The organism is Pandoraea aquatica, from assembly GCF_902459565.1.
Classification (GTDB): Bacteria; Pseudomonadota; Gammaproteobacteria; order Burkholderiales; family Burkholderiaceae; genus Pandoraea; species Pandoraea aquatica.
On the sequence record NZ_CABPSN010000007.1, the window covers coordinates 35,281 to 52,907 of the forward strand.

Annotated in this window: 17 protein-coding genes; 16 read left to right on the forward strand and 1 reads right to left on the reverse strand. The window is 64.9% G+C overall.

What is annotated here, in order from left to right; all coding sequences use genetic code 11:
* Nucleotides 1-48: 48 nt before the first annotated feature.
* From PAQ31011_RS20390 to PAQ31011_RS20445, 12 genes are all read left to right on the forward strand, one after another.
* Nucleotides 49-777 carry a methyl-accepting chemotaxis protein gene (locus PAQ31011_RS20390; protein ID WP_150577551.1) on the forward strand — a complete coding sequence of 243 codons (729 nt, stop codon included), beginning with the start codon at nt 49-51 and terminating at the stop codon, nt 775-777.
* A 23-nt stretch (nt 778-800) separates the two neighbouring features.
* Nucleotides 801-1,370 (forward strand): hypothetical protein, encoded by a 570-nt coding sequence (locus PAQ31011_RS20395; protein WP_150577552.1) that lies wholly within the window; start codon nt 801-803, stop codon nt 1,368-1,370.
* A 77-nt stretch (nt 1,371-1,447) separates the two neighbouring features.
* Complete coding sequence (locus PAQ31011_RS20400; protein ID WP_150577553.1) at nt 1,448-2,089, forward strand: chemotaxis protein CheX; 642 nt, start codon at nt 1,448-1,450, stop codon at nt 2,087-2,089.
* Between the two features lie 48 nt (nt 2,090-2,137).
* Nucleotides 2,138-2,503, forward strand: a complete 366-nt coding sequence (locus PAQ31011_RS20405; RefSeq protein ID WP_039400475.1) for a response regulator — start codon at nt 2,138-2,140, stop codon at nt 2,501-2,503.
* A gap of 305 nt (nt 2,504-2,808) precedes the next feature.
* Nucleotides 2,809-3,279 carry a MarR family winged helix-turn-helix transcriptional regulator gene (locus tag PAQ31011_RS20410; RefSeq protein ID WP_150577729.1) on the forward strand — a complete coding sequence of 157 codons (471 nt, stop codon included), beginning with the start codon at nt 2,809-2,811 and terminating at the stop codon, nt 3,277-3,279.
* A gap of 358 nt (nt 3,280-3,637) precedes the next feature.
* Nucleotides 3,638-4,903, forward strand: a complete 1,266-nt coding sequence (gene mhpT / locus PAQ31011_RS20415; RefSeq protein ID WP_246179699.1) for a 3-(3-hydroxy-phenyl)propionate transporter MhpT — start codon at nt 3,638-3,640, stop codon at nt 4,901-4,903.
* 164 nt (nt 4,904-5,067) lie between these two features.
* Nucleotides 5,068-6,210 (forward strand): porin, encoded by a 1,143-nt coding sequence (locus PAQ31011_RS20420; protein ID WP_150577554.1) that lies wholly within the window; start codon nt 5,068-5,070, stop codon nt 6,208-6,210.
* A gap of 164 nt (nt 6,211-6,374) precedes the next feature.
* Nucleotides 6,375-7,205 (forward strand): p-hydroxycinnamoyl CoA hydratase/lyase, encoded by an 831-nt coding sequence (locus tag PAQ31011_RS20425; protein WP_150577555.1) that lies wholly within the window; start codon nt 6,375-6,377, stop codon nt 7,203-7,205.
* Between the two features lie 18 nt (nt 7,206-7,223).
* Complete coding sequence (locus tag PAQ31011_RS20430) at nt 7,224-8,675, forward strand: aldehyde dehydrogenase (protein WP_150577556.1); 1,452 nt, start codon at nt 7,224-7,226, stop codon at nt 8,673-8,675.
* A gap of 123 nt (nt 8,676-8,798) precedes the next feature.
* Nucleotides 8,799-10,637 (forward strand): feruloyl-CoA synthase, encoded by a 1,839-nt coding sequence (locus tag PAQ31011_RS20435; protein ID WP_425495127.1) that lies wholly within the window; start codon nt 8,799-8,801, stop codon nt 10,635-10,637.
* Between the two features lie 9 nt (nt 10,638-10,646).
* Entirely contained in the window at nt 10,647-12,398 is a 1,752-nt protein-coding gene (locus PAQ31011_RS20440) for an acyl-CoA dehydrogenase family protein (RefSeq protein ID WP_150577558.1), read from the forward strand.
* Complete coding sequence (locus PAQ31011_RS20445) at nt 12,395-13,303, forward strand: amidohydrolase family protein (RefSeq protein WP_150577559.1); 909 nt, start codon at nt 12,395-12,397, stop codon at nt 13,301-13,303. The genes PAQ31011_RS20440 and PAQ31011_RS20445 overlap by 4 nt, the downstream gene beginning before the upstream one ends.
* A 12-nt stretch (nt 13,304-13,315) precedes the next feature.
* Here PAQ31011_RS20445 and pcaQ read toward each other — a convergent pair whose 3' ends face one another.
* On the reverse strand, nt 13,316-14,263 hold the full coding sequence (gene pcaQ, locus PAQ31011_RS20450; protein WP_150577560.1) for a pca operon transcription factor PcaQ: 948 nt from the start codon (nt 14,261-14,263) through the stop codon (nt 13,316-13,318).
* 131 nt (nt 14,264-14,394) lie between these two features.
* On the opposite strand from pcaQ, the gene pcaH reads away from it, so the two are divergent.
* The 4 genes from pcaH to pcaC all read left to right on the forward strand — a co-directional run bounded on the left by pcaH (nt 14,395) and on the right by pcaC (nt 17,621).
* A complete protein-coding gene (gene pcaH, locus PAQ31011_RS20455; RefSeq protein WP_150577561.1) occupies nt 14,395-15,105 on the forward strand; it encodes a protocatechuate 3,4-dioxygenase subunit beta in 711 nt (236 codons plus the stop codon).
* A 3-nt stretch (nt 15,106-15,108) separates the two neighbouring features.
* Nucleotides 15,109-15,708, forward strand: coding sequence for a protocatechuate 3,4-dioxygenase subunit alpha (pcaG, locus tag PAQ31011_RS20460; RefSeq protein ID WP_150577562.1), 600 nt, complete (start codon nt 15,109-15,111; stop codon nt 15,706-15,708).
* 102 nt (nt 15,709-15,810) lie between these two features.
* Nucleotides 15,811-17,190: a 3-carboxy-cis,cis-muconate cycloisomerase gene (locus PAQ31011_RS20465; RefSeq protein WP_484549343.1), complete on the forward strand. Its 1,380-nt coding sequence runs from the start codon at nt 15,811-15,813 to the stop codon at nt 17,188-17,190.
* Nucleotides 17,187-17,621, forward strand: a complete 435-nt coding sequence (pcaC, locus tag PAQ31011_RS20470; RefSeq protein ID WP_150577564.1) for a 4-carboxymuconolactone decarboxylase — start codon at nt 17,187-17,189, stop codon at nt 17,619-17,621. Before PAQ31011_RS20465 ends, pcaC begins: the two co-directional genes overlap by 4 nt.
* Nucleotides 17,622-17,627 lie beyond the last annotated feature (6 nt).

Below are 17,627 nucleotides of genomic sequence, written 5' to 3' on the forward strand. Positions count from 1 at the left end.
ACCTGATGGGTTTGCGGCCGCCGCGCCGCTTTCGGAGATGGATCGGGTATGGAAGCAGTTCAATGGCTGTTGGCGGGTGCGGCGGCGGGCCTCGTCGGTGCCGGTGTCGCGGGTTTCGTCGTACATCGGTGGCGCATGGCGCAGGCCACGGCGCATTGGCGCGCGCTGACTAAAACGCACGACGAAGCGCTGGAACAGGCGCTTGAGCGCGAGCGTGTCGCCGTCGCAGGCAAGGACGAACTCATGCAGTCGCATGACGATGCTATCGCCGCATTGCAGGCGCGTCTGACGCAGGCCGAGCAGGACTTGCAGGCTGCACAGAAGTCGGAAGCGTCGGTGCTCGAAGACAAGGCGATGTGGCAGGGCGAGGCGCAGCGCATCGCGGGTGAAGCCGCGCGTTTGCGCGGTCTGGCGGCCACGTTCGAGCGCTGGCACGAACAGATGATCTCGCTGATGACGCAGAACCAGGACATGCACGCGAAGAACCACGAACTCGCGTCGATCGTGCGCCATGTGCTGATCGTGTCGCTCAACGCGTCCATCGAAGCGGCGCGTGCGGGCACGGCGGGTCGCGGCTTCGGCATCGTAGCGAGCGAAGTGCGCGCACTGGCAACGCGCTCGGAAGAACTTTCGAAGAGCTACCGCGACAGCCTGCATCGCAACGACGTCACGACCACGGCAACGTTCCAGGACATTCAGGCCGGCGGCAAGATGATTGCGGCGTCGCTCTCCAGCGTCGAGGCGCTGGCGCAGCAGTTGCATTCCCGTCTCCACTAAGCACTCAGCAGGCAGGTTTCGTTGTGATCAGCGCTCACGCACGCGACAGTTTCGAACGCATCCTTCACAAGGCGGCACGCACTCGGCTGGCCCGCTCGGCCGACGCACCGTGCGAGATCGCACCGCTCGCCGTGCAGCAGGCCGACGCGTCGGGCACGACCGCGAGCATCGCGCTGAAGGTGCGCCACACCAACGTGGTCGTGCTCACGATCTCGGGCATCGACTTCCGCATGCTGCTGGTGTTGCATTTCGACGAAGACGACGCCACCCGCGCGTACTTTGTGGGCGACGATCAGGAGAAGTCGTTTCGCGAAGCCTTCCTCGAAATCAGCAACCTGTGCTGTGGGGCGATCAACCAGGAGTTGCTGGGCTACTTCCCCGATCTGGGCATGTCCACACCCTACGTGCTCAGCGCGCGCTGCGTGCCTCACCTCATGCAGCTCAAGCCGAACCATCTGGCGTCGTGGGACATCACGCTCGACGGTTCGGTCAGTCTTGCGGCCACGTTGTGCGTGTGTGCGCATGCACCGCTGGACTTCAACGCCGATGTCAGTGTGACGCAAGACAGCGGCGGCGAACTGGAATTGTTTTGACGCGGCTCGTGCACCGGAAATCACTTCAGGTCGCACCCCATCGCCTCTCACGAATTACGCTTTAGGAAACCACCACAATGAACCGAAGCACCCCCCGCGAGTCGGTCAGCCAGTTCTTGATCCTCGAAGACAGCGTCGAGCACGAGTACCCGGACGCGCTGGTCCGCGGCATGATCGACATCACCGACGGCGTGTTCCGTGGCCTGTTCGGCGACGTCGACGTGACCTGCGATTCGCCCAGCGTGGTGCGCGACCGCATCATCTTCGGCGAAGTGTTCAGCCTGATCCCGCTCGAGAGCGCCTGGTGCCGTGGCTACATGATGATGCAGGCCGAGCAGGTGCCGTTCATGCAACTGCTGGAGCACACCGGCCGCTGCGAAGGGCAGGCAGGCTTTCGCGAACTCAACGGCATGCTGGGCGAACTGACGAACCTCGTCTGGGGCGCGTTCAAGAACCGCTACATGGGCGATCCGCTCGCCGTGGACCGCACGCAGGTGCAAGTGCCGCTGCTGATCAACCACAAGCAGAAGTACATCACCTTCGGCACCGATAACCCACAGCTGTGTTTCGTCTACCGCCTGACCGATCCGGTCAACGGTCAGATCGTCACGCTGCACCAGCACTTTGTATTCAGCCTGAACTGGTCGCCCGAAGCGTTTCGCGAGGCGGCACAGGGCGCGGCCGAGCCCGTCGAGACCGGGGCGCTGGAAATGTTCTGAGATCCCGGCTCGTCAATCCACTCTCTCTTACACACAAAGGACAACACCATGTCGAAGATTCTCGTGGTCGACGATTCGAGCACCGTGCGCGACGAAGTCGCCGGTTTCCTGCGCAAGAACGGCCTGGACGTGGACACTGCCGTCGACGGCAAGGATGGTCTCGCCAAGATCAAGGCCAGCCCGGGCGTGCGTCTCGTCATCAGCGACGTGAACATGCCGAACATGGACGGCCTGACGATGGTCGAGAAGATTCGCGGCGAACTCGCGAACGCGTCCGTCAATGTCGTGATGCTGACCACCGAAAGCAGCCCTGCCATGAAAGAGCGCGGCAAGGCCGCCGGCGTGAAGGGCTGGATCGTCAAGCCGTTCAAGGGCGACGCCGTGCTGGAAACGTTCCGCAAGCTCGCCAGCTGATACTGGCAAGCCACGTGCGCACGTGGGCTTGCTGGCTGTGCCGAAGGTCTGAGGGGGCTCTCGGCCAGCCACGCACGCCGCGAACGCCGCTCATCGTCGGGATGAATCGCGGGCAGACCGTCGCCACCGCCCCGGTGGCGGCGTTACACTGCTGACTTTCCCGCATTACGCGAAAATCTGCGCATTCTCGCTGAGTCATCATGAGCGTCGTACCCTCGAAGAAGAAGACTGCCGCTGCGGTTGCCGCCAGCGACTCACGTTCGCACGACACGCCGGACAACGTCGCGCTCGCGGCCGATGGCGACGTGGAACCTGCGGCCTCCACCGACGCGACAGGTGCCGACGCCCGCCCGCGCCGCTCCAAGCTGCGACTGACTTACGTCATCGCCAGTCTCGACCGCTTGCTGCGCCGGCACATGTCGGAAGCGCTCGCCCCGCTGGGTCTCACGCTCGCGCAATTCACTGCGCTTTCCGTGCTCGATGCGCGCGGCAAACTCTCCAACGCGCAACTCGCGCAGCGCTCGTTCATCACACCGCAGTCCGCCAATGAAGTGGTGAGCATCATGGCGTCGCGTCAGTGGATTACCCGCGAACCGGATCCCAATCATGGCCGGATCGTACTGCTGCAACTGACCGACGAAGGCCGTCGTGTGCTCGCGCAATGCGAAGCCGTCGCCAAGGAAATCGACACGCGCATGCGTGCCGGTGTGGCGCGTGACGACGCCGCTGCGGTGCAGCGTCATCTCGAACTGTTCGTGCGCAATCTGCGCGACTGACTCCGGGTTTGTCCCGACCGGACAATGGCTTGTATTGTCAGGTTGCTTGATATTAAATGGAGTCCGTCACCCCGGTAGGCATTGTTGTATGCCCACCGGCGGCTAACCGGATCGCGCCCCGTCGGCGGTAGTCTGCCGACGCCAGATAAGCATGAAGAAAGCGCGCGCGACCGAATCCCAGTGACCCGGTAAGACGAAAGCGATGCAGCGCTCTCGCGGCGTTGTCGCGTCTGTCGTACGTGCGCCTTTAATATCAGGTTACCTGATTAAATGGTTGCGTAATACGCGTTCGTTGCCGATGTCGGTGGACCGTGCGGGGTGGCAACCGACATCCACAAAGAAGATGACAGGAGACACCATGAAATCGAATCGGGAGGGCGGCGCGCAGGCGTTGCCGTTGGGAGATGAAGGGACCGGCGGGGTTGGCAGTGCGGCGAATTCCGTCGCGTTGACACTTGCGCTGTGCTTCGCGGTGGCATTGCTCGAAGGTCTCGACTTGCAGTCCGTCGGGGTGGCGGCGCGCGGCATGTCGAAGGAGTTCGGCCTGAGCGTGGCGCAGATGGGCATTGCGTTCTCGGCGGGCACGTTCGGTCTGTTGCCGGGGGCGATGGTGGGCGGACGCCTGGCCGACAGCATCGGCCGCAAGCGCGTACTGATGCTGAGTGCTGCGCTGTTCGGCGTGTTGTCGATCGCCACGGCGTTCGTGTCGGACTTCTGGATGCTGGTGATCGTGCGCATGCTCACGGGCGTTGGGTTGGGCGGCGCGATGCCGAACCTCATTGCACTGTCGTCGGAAGCGGTGGCACCGCGTCTGCGCGGCACGGCCGTGAGCATCATGTATTGCGGCATTCCGCTCGGTGGCGGCATCGCGGCGACCATTGGCATGCTGGCGGTGAGCGATGCCGACTGGCGGCACATCTTCTACGTGGGCGGTCTGGGCCCGATCCTGCTGCTGCCGTTGCTTGCCTGGTTCCTGCCGGAGTCGCGAGCATTTGCGGCAGCGACGTCGCAAGGGCAACGCGCTACACCCGCGCCGATGACGTCGGTGCTGTTCTCGGAAGGGCGCGGCCTCTCGACGGTGCAGCTCTGGCTGTCCTACTTCTGCACGCTGATCGTGCTGTATTTCCTGCTCAACTGGCTGCCGTCGCTGATGGGATCGCGCGGACTTGCGCGTGGCGAAATCGGCTGGGTGCAGATTCTCTTCAACGTGGGGAGCGCCGTCGGCGTGCTGGGGCTGGGTTATCTCATGGACCGCGCGCGCATGTCGTTCGTGATCGGGGGCATGTATCTCGGCATGATCGCGTCGCTTGTCGGTCTGGCCGCCGCACATGGGTTCGGTGTGCTTGCCGCGGCGGCGTTCTTCGCAGGCATGTTCATCATCGGCGGCCAGTCGGTGCTCTATGCGCTCGCTGCGGCTTATTACCCGACAGCCATGCGTGGCACCGGCGTGGGCGCAGCGGTCGCCATCGGACGCATCGGTTCTGTGGTCGGCCCGCTCGCCGCCGGCATGTTGCTCGCCGTGGGCAGCAGCGCAGCCGTGGTGATCGGCGCAAGCATTCCCGTGACCATCGTCGCCGCACTTGCGGCACTCACGCTGATCCGTCGTCCCCGCGCGGCCGACTGAGTTCGCTTCACGAGTTGGCTGGAAAAGTTGACTCGACTCGGCCTCGCTTGTGCGCGACGGACGGCATGCAAAGGCCGCCGTCGCGTTTTTTCTGGGGCATCGCCGGACGCCTCGTCTGATTCACGTAGCACACACATAACGACATCAATAATTTGGAGACTTTCATGGCTTTTCGCATTTCACGTCACACGCTTGCGCCACTCGCGGCAGTCGCTGCATTGGCCGCACCAGCCATCGCGAGCGCGCAGTCAAGCGTCACGCTGTACGGCATCGTCGACACCGGCATCGAGTACGTCTCGCATGCGAGCCCGAATGGCTCGGTGGTGCGCATGCCGGGCGTGACCGGCGAACTGCCATCGCGCTGGGGCCTGCGAGGGAGCGAAGATCTCGGCGGTGGACTCGCGGCCATCTTCCAGCTGGAGAGCGGCTTCAACATTCGTGGCGGCGATCTCGGTCAGGGCGGTCGTTTGTTCGGCCGTCAGGCGTTCGTCGGTCTGAAAGGGCCGTACGGCACGCTGTCGATCGGCCGCCAATACACCATGACGTATTACGCGCTGCTGGGCTCCGACATCTTGGGCCCGGACATCTACGGCATGGGCTCGTTCGACGCCTACATCCCGAACGCCCGCACCGACAACTCGGTGACGTATCAGGTCGGCTGGCAGGGCCTGACGTTCGGCGCAGGCTATTCCTTCGGCCGCGACTCGGCGGGCACCGGCAACTCGCCGGGGCAGGGCACTTGCGCGGGGCAAGTGCCGGGGCAGAACGTGCAGTGCCGCGACTGGTCCGTGATGCTCAAGTACGACGCGAGCAACTTCGGTGTGGCTGCGTCGTATGAAGAACAGCGCGGTGGTACCAACGCCGCCGCCAACTTCTTCGACGGTCAGGCCACGTCCGCCTTCACCAGCAGCGGCGACAAGGACACGCGCACAACCCTTGGCGCGTACTACAAGTACGGTGCGTTCAAGGTTGGCGGTGGCTGGCTGGGGCGTCGCGTGTCGACGTCTGCCGTCAACACGCATTCGAACCTGTTCTATCTCGGCGCAGCGTACAGCGTGACACCCGCGTGGCTGGTCGACGCCGAGGTCTATCGCATCATCAACAGCGACCACGACACGCGCGGCACGATGACCACGCTGCGCGCGACGTACTCGCTCTCCGTGCGCACGGCCGTCTATGCGCAGGCCGCCTATCTCTTCAACAGCGCCCGCGCGGCCTATTCGGTCAGCGGCGGTGGTGGCGGCACGACGCCCCCCGCAGGCGAGGGTCAAGCGGGCGTCATGCTCGGCATGCGGCATACGTTTTGACGTTCTGATGTTCTGACGAGCGCGGACCGACCTTCAGGGTTTCCCCTGAAGTCGCCGCGCTTGCAATGTAAGGTAACCTGATATTAAATTGTGTCTGTCGGCAACGCCGCGCACCACTTCCGGCGCGCGGTCGGGTTGCCCCGGACATTTGGGAATTGCGCAAAATGAATGCATACGAAGGACGCTGGAAGACGGTCGACGTGAAGGTCGAGGGTGGCATTGGCTGGGTGACGTTCAATCGTCCGGAGAAGCGCAACGCCATGAGCCCGACGTTGAACACTGAGATGAATCAGGTGCTCGACGCACTCGAACTCGATAGCGACGCGCGTGTCGTCGTGTTGACGGGCGCAGGTGCCGCGTGGACGGCTGGCATGGACCTGAAGGAGTACTTCCGCGAGATCGATGGCGGCCCGGAAATCGTGCAGGAGCGCATTCGCCGCGACGCCTCGGACTGGCAATGGCGTCGTCTGCGCATGTACGCCAAGCCGACCATCGCGATGGTCAACGGCTGGTGCTTCGGCGGTGGCTTCTCGCCGCTGGTGGCCTGCGATCTGGCGATTGCCGCCGACGACGCCGCGTTCGGCCTGTCGGAAATCAACTGGGGCATTCCGCCGGGCAATCTGGTGAGCAAAGCCATGGCCGACACCGTGGGCCATCGTCGCGCGTTGCACTACATCATGACGGGCGACACGTTCACCGGCCGCGAAGCGGCCGACATGGGCCTCGTCAATCAGAGCGTGCCGCTCACTGAGCTGCGCGACGCTACGCTGGCGCTCGCCGCCAAGCTGCTCGAAAAGAACCCTGTGGTGCTGCGCGCGGCGAAGCACGGCTTCAAGCGTTCGCGCGAACTCACGTGGGAGCAGTGCGAGGACTACCTGTACGCCAAGCTCGATCAGGCGCAACTGCGCGATCCGGAGCATGGCCGCGAACAGGGCCTGAAGCAGTTCCTCGACGACAAGTCGATCAAGCCGGGCCTGCAAGCCTACAAGCGTTGAACACTGAGGACGACTGCGATGCATGAAGTGCAGATGCTGATTGGCGGCCAGTGGCGCGGCGCGCAAGGCGGGGCGACGTTCGAGCGCATCGACCCGGTCACGGGCGACGTGGCGACGCGCGCCCCGGCGGCCACGCTGGCCGATGCCGACGCGGCTGTCGATGCCGCTCAGGCCGCGTTCCCCGCGTGGGCGGCGCTTTCCCCCACGGCGCGTCGTCAGCGTCTGCTCGCCGCGGCCGAGCGCATGGACGCCCGCGCGGCGGAGTTCATCGCGATTGGTGCCGCCGAGACCGGCGCGATGGCGAACTGGTATGGCTTCAACGTCATGCTCGCCGCCAACATGCTGCGCGAAGCGGCGGCGATGACGACGCAGATCGACGGCAGCGTCATTCCGAGCGATGTGCCCGGAAGTCTCGCCATGGCTGTGCGCTCGCCGGTGGGCGTGGTGTTGGGCATCGCGCCGTGGAATGCGCCGGTGATTCTGGCGACGCGCGCGCTCGCCATGCCGCTTGCGTGCGGCAATACCGTGGTGCTCAAGGCGTCGGAGCAGTGTCCCGGCGTGCATGCGCTGATCGGCGCGTGTCTGCATGAAGCAGGTCTTGGCGATGGCGTGGTCAACGTCGTGACGAATGCACCGCAGGACGCAGGCGACATCGTGGCGCGTCTGATTGCGAATCCGGTGGTGCGTCGCGTGAACTTCACCGGTTCGACGCACGTCGGCCGCATCATCGCGCGGCTGGCGGCCGAGCATCTCAAGCCTGCACTGCTGGAGCTGGGCGGCAAGGCCCCGGTGCTGGTGCTGGACGACGCCGACCTCGATGCCGCCGTCGATGGCATCGCCTTCGGGGCGTTCTTCAATCAAGGGCAGATCTGCATGTCGACGGAGCGCGTGATCGTCGATGCACGTATCGCCGACGCGTTCGTGGAAAAGTTGACGGCGAAGGCGGCGAAGCTGCACGCGGGTTCACCGACGTCGCCCGACAGCGTGCTCGGCGCGATGGTGAGCGCGCAGGCGGCATCGCGCGTCGCGGCGTTGGTCGAGGATGCACGTGAGCACGGTGCGCGTCTGCCGCTGGGGTGCCGTGTCGACGGCGCGATCATGCAGGCGACGATTGTCGACGGCGTGACGTCTGCGATGCGCCTGTATCGCGAGGAGTCGTTCGGCCCTGTCGTGACGATTCAGCGCGTGAGCGGCGACGACGAAGCGGTGCGCGTGGCGAACGATAGCGAGTTCGGCCTGTCGGCGGCGATTTTCAGTCGCGACGTATCGCGCGCGCTGCAACTGGCCAAACGCATCGAATCGGGCATCTGCCACATCAATGGCCCCACAGTGCACGACGAGGCGCAGATGCCGTTCGGCGGTGTGAAGGCGAGCGGCTACGGACGTTTCGGTAGTAAGGCTTCCATCGGCGAATTCACGGAGCTGCGCTGGATCACCGTGCAGACGACACCGCGTCACTACCCGATCTGATCCCCGCAACGCGGAAGACGACAATGTCCCCGTGCACGAACGCTGCCCAGAGAACAAAAAGCGCGTCGTGCCGGGTGAATGCATGACCCAGCAGGAGACAGTGTGTTGAATCAAGGCAACAGCATGGCCGGGCATCGCTACCGGCATGTCGCCATCGGCAATCCCGGTGTCGAAGTGCAGCGCGAGGGCGAGTTCTGGTATCTGCGCTCGCGTGAGGCGCTGGGCGATTTTCCCGAGCGTCTGACGGACCGGCTCGTCTCGGGCGCGGCTAAGCATCCGACACGGTGGCTTGTCGCCCGCCGAGGCGCGGACGGTGAGTGGGTCGGCGTCACCTATGGGCAGATGCTGCTGCGCGTGCGCGCCATTGCACAGGCGTTGCGCGATCGGGGGCTGTCCGCTGAGCGCCCCATCGCCATTCTGTCGGGCAACGATCTCGAACACTTCCAGCTCGCACTGGGTGCGATGTACGCGGGCGTGCCGTTCGCCCCGATCTCGCCGGCGTACTCCATCGTGTCGACGGACTACGGCAAGCTGCGTCACACGCTGGGCCTGCTGAAGCCGGGCCTTGTGTACGCGAGCGACGCGACGGCGTACGGGCGCGCGATGGACGCTGTGCTGGGAGACGATGTAATTCGCGTGACGGCAGACGGCGATCACGGCACCGTGTCGTTCGACACGCTGGCCGACGTGGTGCCGCGCGACATCGATGCGGCACATGCGAAGGTGACCGGCGACACCGTCGCCAAGATTCTCTTCACGTCCGGATCGACGCGTGCGCCGAAAGCCGTGCCGACGACGCAGCGCATGCTGTGCAGTAACCAGCAAATGCTGCTGCAAACGTTCCCGACGTTTGGCGAAGCCCCGCCCGTGCTCGTCGACTGGCTGCCGTGGAATCACACGTACGGCGGCAGTCACAACGTGGGCATCGCGCTCTATAACGGCGGCACGCTGTACATCGACGACGGCAAGCCCGTCGCCGGCAAGTTCGAGGAGACGCTGCGCAACCTGCGCGAGATCTCCCCGACCGTCTACTTCAATGTGCCCAAGGGCTGGGAAGACCTGGCGATTGCGCTGGAAAGCGACGCGGTCCTGCGCGAGCGCTTCTTCGCCCGCGTGAATCTGTACTTCTTCGGCGGTGCCGGGTTGTCGCAAGCGGCGTGGGACCGGCTGGAGCGCCTGACCGAAACGCATTGCGGCGAGCGGATTCGCATCATGTCCGGTCTCGGGATGACGGAGACGTCACCGAGTTGCATGTTCACCACGGGGCCGGTCATGCGCGCGGGCTACATCGGTCTGCCCGCGCCCGGTTGCGAGGTGAAACTCGCGCCGGTGGGCGGCAAGCTCGAAGTGCGCTTTCGCGGGCCGAACGTCATGGCGGGATACTGGCGTCACGAAGCGTCGGACCCGGTGTTCGATGAAGAGGGCTACTACTGCACAGGAGATGCTGCGACCTTCGTCGATGCGCAAGACCCCGAGGCGGGACTTCAGTTCGACGGCCGCATCACCGAGGATTTCAAGCTCAGCTCGGGCACCTTCGTCAGCGTGGGACCGCTGCGGGCGCGCGTGATTTCCGAAGGCGCGCCGTACGTGCAAGACGCCGTGGTCACCGGCATCAATCGCGACGATATCGGTCTGATGATCTTCCCGCGCGTGGACGATTGCCGTCGGCTGAGCGGTTTGCCGAAGGATGCGCCGCTCGCTGATGTGCTGGCGTCGACGCCGGTGCGCGAGACGTTCGCGTCGCTCCTGACGCGGCTCAATGCCAACGCGAGCGGCAGCGCTACGAGCGTTGCCCGTCTGCTGCTGCTCGACACGCCGCCGTCGCTCGACCGGGGCGAGGTGACGGACAAAGGCTCGATCAACCAGCGCGCGGTGCAGGACCATCGGGCCGCGACGGTCGACGCGCTCCACGCCGCCACCGCAGGCGATGCGCGCGTGATCCTTGCGGCCGCACGTCGATAGGGCGCTGTCATGCATTCACCGGAATTGCGCAGCGCGGCCGAGGACATCGCGTTCGTGCTGGAGACGCTCGGGGTGGGCGAGGCACTGACGCGTCTCGCACCATTTGAAGAATTCGACACGGCAACACTGGTGCAGGTCGTCATTGAGGCGGCTCGCTTCGCGCGCGAGGTGCTCGCTCCATTGAATGCGGTCGGCGACCGCGAGGGCTGCACATGGCGTGACGGCACGGTGAGCACGCCTGCCGGGTTCGCCGAGGCTTACCGTCAGTATCGCGACGCAGGATGGCCGTCGCTGCCGTGTGATCCGTCGCTGGGCGGGCAAGGCTTGCCGCTCGTCACGCAGATCGCCGTACAGGAATTGACGGCAGGCGCGAATCTCGCCTGGACGATGTATCCCGGCATTCTGCATGGCGCGTACGAGTGCGTGCATCGCTTCGGCAGCGCGGCGTTGCGCAACGCATGGCTCGCGCCGCTGGTCAGCGGCGAGTGGCTGGCGACGATGTGTCTGACGGAGCCGGGCGCGGGCAGCGACCTGGGACAGATTCGTACGCGCGCGGTTTGGACTGATGACGAAAAAGAGACCGTGCGCGTCACGGGGGAAAAGATCTTCATCTCGGGCGGCGAGCAGGATCTGACGCCGAACATCGTGCATCTCGTGCTGGCGCGCACACAGGATGCGCCGTCCGGTAGCGCTGGCTTATCGCTCTTTCTTGTGCCGAAAGTTCTCGCGCATGGCGAGCGCAACGAAGTGCGCTGCACCGGTATCGAACACAAGATGGGCATTCGCGGCAGCGCGACCTGTTCGATGGCGTTCGAAGGTGCGACGGGGTACCTCGTGGGCGAAGTGCATCGCGGACTGGAAGCGATGTTCGCGATGATGAATTCGGCGCGTTTGCATGTGGGTGCGTCGGCGGTGGGGCTGGCGCAAGGCGCTTACGAGATGTCGGTGCGTCATGCGCATGAGCGTGTCCAGTCGCGGGTGCCGGGGGCTGACGCCGGGACGCCGATTGCCGGACATCCGGCCGTCTGGCGTCTGCTCGAAGGGCAGCGTGTCGGCGTGGAAGGCGCGCGCCTGCTGCTGTATCGCGCGGCACTCGCCATCGACGAAGCCCATCACGCGGCCACCCCGGCGATGCGCACCGATGCCGATGCCCTGGCGGCGCTGCTCACGCCCATCGTCAAAGCCACTGCGACGGCGCAGGCATTTCACGGGGCCAGCGACGCCCTGCAAGTCTTCGGTGGTTATGGCTACGTCGAGGAGACGGGCATCTCGCAGTTCGTGCGGGACGCGCGCATTCCGATGATCTACGAAGGCACCAACGAGATTCAGGCCATCGACTTGCTGATGCGCAAGATCGTCAAAGACGATGGTGCGACGCTGTCACGCTGGCTGGCGTGGGGGCAGGCGCAGGTACGGGAGGCGAGCGTGTTGGATCGACTGAGCGGATTCGCCGATGCGTCTCACGCGTTCGATGCGTGGACCGACCTGATGCCGTCGCTCATCGCGTTGTCCCGCACGACGCCACGTGCCGCGCTGTGCGTCGCCGGGGAAGTCATGCAGGCGGTTCACGGCCTGTCGATGGCCGGGCTTTGGGCGCAGGCGTCGATGGCGGAGGCCGAATCGGGCGGTACGTCGGCAGGCAGCACGTCGGACGTCAAGCGCCACGCAGCACGCTACTGGCTGAAGTTTGAACTGCCGCACACGCGTCGCGCCATGGCGATGGTCGCGGCGCAGATTCAAGATCCGGAGACGGCGCAATGAACCTCGACAATCTCATCGCTATCGACACGCACGTGCACGCAGAAGTGTCCTGCTGTCAGCCGCCGGACCTGTTCGGCAAGGCGTTCGACGACGCCGCCGACAAATACTTCGGCACCGTGCTCAAGCGGAATCGCCGCCCGACGATTCCCGAGACCATCGCGCATTATCGCGAGCGCAATATCGGCTTCGTGATGTTCACCGTCGACTGCGAGGCGAACATCGGCCGACGCCGGATTCCGAACGAGGAGATCGCGGGCTTCGCGCAGGAGAACGCGGACATCATGATTGCGTTCGCGAGCATCGATCCGCACAAGGGCAAGATGGGCGTGCGTGAGGCGCGTCGGCTGGTGGAGGAATTCGGTGTGCGCGGGTTCAAGTTCCATCCCACGATGCAGGGCTTCTTCGCCAACGACCGCATGGCGTACCCGATGTACGAACTCATCGCCGAGCACAAGCTCACGGCGGTGTTCCATAGCGGACACTCCGGGATCGGCTCGGGCATGCCGGGTGGCGGCGGGTTACGGCTGAAGTACTCGGAGCCGATCCATCTCGACGATGTGGCGACCGATTTCCCTGACATGAACATCGTGATCGCGCATCCGTCGTGGCCGTGGCAATCGCAGGCGCTGTCCATCGCGCTGCACAAGCCGAACGTCTACATCGATCTGTCGGGATGGTCGCCCAAGTACTTTTCGCCGGAGCTGATTCAGTACGCGAATTCGTTGCTGCGCGAGAAGATGCTGTTCGGCTCGGACTTCCCGCTCATCGCGCCAGACCGTTGGCTGAAGGACTTCGAGACGGCGGGCTTTCGAGACGAGGTCAAACCGCTGCTGCTCAAGGACAACGCGGTGCGCATGCTCGGGCTGGCGGCCGTGTCGGACGCAACGACTGCCGCCGAGGTGTGAGCCGGGATGTCGTTAGCGCAGCCCGGGCATCCCATAGCGCACGCGTGCGGCTTCGCGCATGGCGCTGATGAGCGTCTGCTCGGGCGGCGTCGGCACGGTGTCGTTGCGCCACAGAATGCCGATGGATTCCTCCGTGCCTTTCGTCGCGAAGGGCAGGGCGCACAGGGCACCGTCGGCGAGGTCGTCCTGCACGGTGATCTCCGAGGCGATCCAGACGACGTCGTCGCGCAAGGTCATCGCGCGGGCGAGCGACATCGAGAGCAGTTCGGAATAGTCGTCGAGCGTGCCGACACCTTGTGCGCGCAGAAAGCTGTCCGCCGTGTGACGCAGGATCGTGCCGTGCGGCGGCAGGATCACGTGATGGTGGGCGATATCCGCCATCGACACGCTGCGCTGCTGCACGAGCGGATGCTCGGGGCGCACGACGACGCACAGCGGCGTGGCGCACAGATGTTCGAACGTCAGCCCGGCCATGCCTTCGGGGTCGGACATCCGCCCAAGCGCCAGCGCCACCTGACCGGACTTCAACTGCGTGAGCAACTGCTGATTGGCACCCGTATGCACCTGCACCACGATGCCCGGCCATTCGCGCCGGAACGTTTCGAGCACACCGGGCATCATCGCGGCCGCAAGCGTGGGCAGCACCGCGATTTCGATCACGCCACCAGTCTGGCCGACGGCGCGCGACAGCACGTCGATGCCCTGACGCAGCGCACTGACGCTTGCGCCTGCATGGCGCAGGAACAGCTCGGCCTGCGCCGTGGGCCGGGCACCGTTACGGCCCCGGTCGAACAGACGTACGCCCAGCAGCCCTTCCAGCTCGGCAATCGTCTTGCTGACGGCGGGCTGCGTAATGGACAGGGCTTCCGCTGCGCGCTGCAAGCTGCCGTGCTGGGCGACGGCCAGCAGGCATTGCAGATGACGCAGCTTGATGCGTCCGTCGAGTAGATGTCTTTCCATGACGGAAAGTTATGAAAAGGCTAAGAAAATGTCAATAAATATATCCGTTGATTATGGATATAGTGTCGAAAACAAGCTGGTGACCGGCCAACGTGCCTGCCAGATCAGTCAACACAAAATGGAGTGAGACCATGTCGAAGACGACAACCGTCCTGCGCCCCCGCGACTGGGATTCGCATCCCAAGCTCATCGACAGCGGGTACAAGTCCACGGCGCTGCGCGGCCCCAAACAATTGCTCGTGCCGGTCAAGCAGAACCTCGCTGACCTGCGCTCGCCGGTGTACGGCAACGGCATCATCGGTGCGCTCGACAACGACCTGACGCGTAACGCCGTGCGAAACGGCGAGCCGTTGGGCGAGCGCATGATCGTCACGGGCCGTGTGCTCGACGAAGGTGGCCGTCCGGTGCCGAACACGCTTGTGGAGCTGTGGCAGGCCAACGCCTGCGGGCGCTATGTCCACAAGGTCGATCAGCACGACGCGCCGCTCGACCCGAACTTCCTCGGGGCTGGTCGCGCCATGACCGACGCCGAAGGCCGCTACAAATTCCTGACGATCAAGCCGGGCGCGTATCCGTGGAAGAACCACCACAACGCGTGGCGTCCTCAGCATCTGCACTTCTCGGTGTTCGGCCATTACTTCGCGACCCGTCTGGTCACGCAGATGTACTTCCCCGGCGATCCGCTGCTCGCCTACGACCCGATCTTCGAAGCGACGCCGGCTCACGCCCGCGACCGCCTGATCGCGCGCTTTTCGATGGACATTACCGAGCCGGAGTACGCGCTGGGTTACGAATTCGACATCGTCCTGCGCGGTGCCGACCAAACGCCGATGGAGTCCTGAGCCATGTCCACTACGCCCGAATTCAAGCAAACGCCGTCGCAGACCGTCGGCCCGTACTTCGCTTATGGCCTGTCGCCGGAGCAGTATCTGTACGACTTCAAGAGCGCCTTCACGCCGGTGGTCGCCACTGACCGCGCAGAAGGCGAGCACATCCGCCTGATCGGTCAGGTGTTCGACGGTGCGGGTCATCCGGTCAACGATGCGCTCATCGAAATCGTGCAGGCGGATGCCCACGGCCGGTACGTCGAGACTGCCGAAGACATCGAGCGCACCGGCTTCGCGGGCGCAGCGCGTTGCGGCACGGGTACGGATGCCGAGAACCGCTTCGTCATCGAGACGGTCAAGCCAGGCGTGGCTGTGCCGGGCGACGCACCGCGCATCGACGTGATTCTGACGATGCGGGGCTTGCTCAATCATCTATTTACGCGTATCTATTTCGACGATGAGGCAGCCGCCAATGCGGCCGACCCCGTGCTGCAACAAGTGCCGGCCGAGCGCCGTCACACGCTGATTGCACGCCGTGAGGTGAGCGGCGGGCGTGTGTCGTACCGGTTCGACATTCGCATGCAGGGCGACGAGGAGACGGTGTTCCTCGACCTCTGACGTCTGTCATGTCACGCTGAATCTGGCGCGGCTTCGGGCTGCCGGCATGCGAATGCCGGCAGCCCGTGGCCGTATCTGCATTGTTGCAACGCATCGAATTCTCTGATGACGGAACTGCTTGACTCTCTACTGCGCGGCGCTGCCGTGTCGGCGCGATTCTCCCGCGACGCCACATTGCAGGGCATGCTCGACTTCGAAGTGGCACTCGCCGCTGCCGAAGCCGAAGTCGGCCTGATCCCGGCCGCCGCCGTCGCCCCGATCACCGCGGCCGCGCGTGCGGGCGATCTCGACTGGATGGCCTTGCGCGACGCTGCCGCCTGCGCGGGCAACCTCGCCATTCCGCTGGTCAAGCAACTGACGGCGCGCGTGAAGACGCACGACGCCGATGCCGCCCGCTTCGTCCATTGGGGCGCGACCAGTCAGGACGCCATCGATACCGGCCTCATCCTGCAAGTGCGCGGTGCGCTCGACGACCTCGGCGCAGATCTCGACGCGCTGATCGCAGCGCTCGCCGAACAAGTCCGACAACATCGTGCGACGGTCATGATCGGCCGCACGTGGCTTCAGCATGCGTTGCCGATCACCTTCGGTCTGAAGCTCGCTGGCACGCTCGACGCTTTGTTGCGCGCGCGCGCCGACCTCGCCGCCGTGCGCGAACAGGTGCTCTGCGTGCAGTTCGGTGGCGCGGCAGGCACGCTGGCGTCGCTTGGCACGCAAGGCCCGGCGGTCGCGGCGGCGCTCGCGCGTCATCTCGGTCTGTCGGAAGGCGCGACGCCGTGGCATGGTCAACGCGATCGCATCGTGCGCGTGGGCAGTTGGGCGGCGACGCTGACCGGCTCGCTCGGCAAGTTCGCGCGCGACACGGCGCTGCTGACCCAGACGGAAGTCGGCGAGATTGCCGAAGCCTCCGGCGCGGGACGCGGCGGCTCGTCCACCATGCCGCACAAGCGCAACCCGGTCGGCTGTGCGGCCATCCTCGCGGCCGCTGCACGCACGCCACAACTCGTTGCGACGTTGTTCTCCGCTATGCAGCAGGACCACGAGCGCGGGCTGGGCACCTGGCACGCCGAGTGGGAAACGTTGCCCGAACTGCTCATGCTGTGCGGCGGCGCGCTGGCGACGGCGCGCACGCTCGTGGATGACTGGACGGTCGATACCGCACGCATGCGCGCCAATCTCGACGTCACGCACGGACTCATCATGGCCGAAGCCGTGACGATGGCGCTAGGCGAGTCGATGGGACGGCTCGAAGCGCATCGTCGCGTGGAAGCGCGTTGTCGCGACGCGCTCGTGCAGCAGCGCCATCTGCTCGATGTCCTGCGTGAAGACACCGAGATCACGCGAGTGCTGTCTGCCGAAGCCCTCGAACGTCTGACGGACCCGCAACACTATCTTGGCGCTGCCGATACGTTTGTGAGCCAGGTGCTCGCACTCGCAGACGCGGCGGTGCCGTCAACCCAACACGGCAGGACATCCCAATGAACGATCAGGAACGCTACGACAACGGCATGCAAGTGCGACGCGGAGTGCTCGGCGATGCACACGTCGACCGCACGCTCACGCGCCGCAACGACTTCAACGACGACTTCCAGAACTTCATCACGCGCTTCGCCTGGGGCGACATCTGGACGCGCCCGGGCCTCACACGTCACATGCGCAGCATGATCACGCTGTCGCTGCTCATCGCGCTTAATCGCGGCGACGAATTCCGCATGCACGTGCGCGCGGCGTTCAACAACGGCGTGACGCGCGAGGAAATGAAGGAACTGTTCATGCACGCCGCGCTGTACGCCGGGCTGCCCGCCGCCAATCAGGCGATTCACGATGCCGAGAAAGTCTTCGCGGAGATGGAAGCCGCCGAGCCGGGATCGACCACGCGCGTACCCAATGCGGGTAACGAGAAGACAGCCTGAGGAGAA

What these genes read in the sequence shown, in the direction of transcription:
- PAQ31011_RS20390 (WP_150577551.1), top strand. Translation starts at nt 49, where the DNA reads ATGGAAGCAGTTCAATGGCTGTTGGCGGGTGCGGCGGCGGGCCTCGTC.
- pcaG (WP_150577562.1), top strand. Translation starts at nt 15,109, where the DNA reads ATGTCCACTACGCCCGAATTCAAGCAAACGCCGTCGCAGACCGTCGGC.
- pcaH (WP_150577561.1), top strand. Translation starts at nt 14,395, where the DNA reads ATGTCGAAGACGACAACCGTCCTGCGCCCCCGCGACTGGGATTCGCAT.
- PAQ31011_RS20400 (WP_150577553.1), top strand. Translation starts at nt 1,448, where the DNA reads ATGAACCGAAGCACCCCCCGCGAGTCGGTCAGCCAGTTCTTGATCCTC.
- PAQ31011_RS20430 (WP_150577556.1), top strand. Translation starts at nt 7,224, where the DNA reads ATGCATGAAGTGCAGATGCTGATTGGCGGCCAGTGGCGCGGCGCGCAA.
- PAQ31011_RS20440 (WP_150577558.1), top strand. Translation starts at nt 10,647, where the DNA reads ATGCATTCACCGGAATTGCGCAGCGCGGCCGAGGACATCGCGTTCGTG.
- pcaQ (WP_150577560.1), bottom strand. Translation starts at nt 14,263, where the DNA reads ATGGAAAGACATCTACTCGACGGACGCATCAAGCTGCGTCATCTGCAA.
- PAQ31011_RS20435 (WP_425495127.1), top strand. Translation starts at nt 8,799, where the DNA reads ATGGCCGGGCATCGCTACCGGCATGTCGCCATCGGCAATCCCGGTGTC.
- PAQ31011_RS20405 (WP_039400475.1), top strand. Translation starts at nt 2,138, where the DNA reads ATGTCGAAGATTCTCGTGGTCGACGATTCGAGCACCGTGCGCGACGAA.
- PAQ31011_RS20425 (WP_150577555.1), top strand. Translation starts at nt 6,375, where the DNA reads ATGAATGCATACGAAGGACGCTGGAAGACGGTCGACGTGAAGGTCGAG.
- PAQ31011_RS20420 (WP_150577554.1), top strand. Translation starts at nt 5,068, where the DNA reads ATGGCTTTTCGCATTTCACGTCACACGCTTGCGCCACTCGCGGCAGTC.
- mhpT (WP_246179699.1), top strand. Translation starts at nt 3,638, where the DNA reads ATGAAATCGAATCGGGAGGGCGGCGCGCAGGCGTTGCCGTTGGGAGAT.
- pcaC (WP_150577564.1), top strand. Translation starts at nt 17,187, where the DNA reads ATGAACGATCAGGAACGCTACGACAACGGCATGCAAGTGCGACGCGGA.
- PAQ31011_RS20445 (WP_150577559.1), top strand. Translation starts at nt 12,395, where the DNA reads ATGAACCTCGACAATCTCATCGCTATCGACACGCACGTGCACGCAGAA.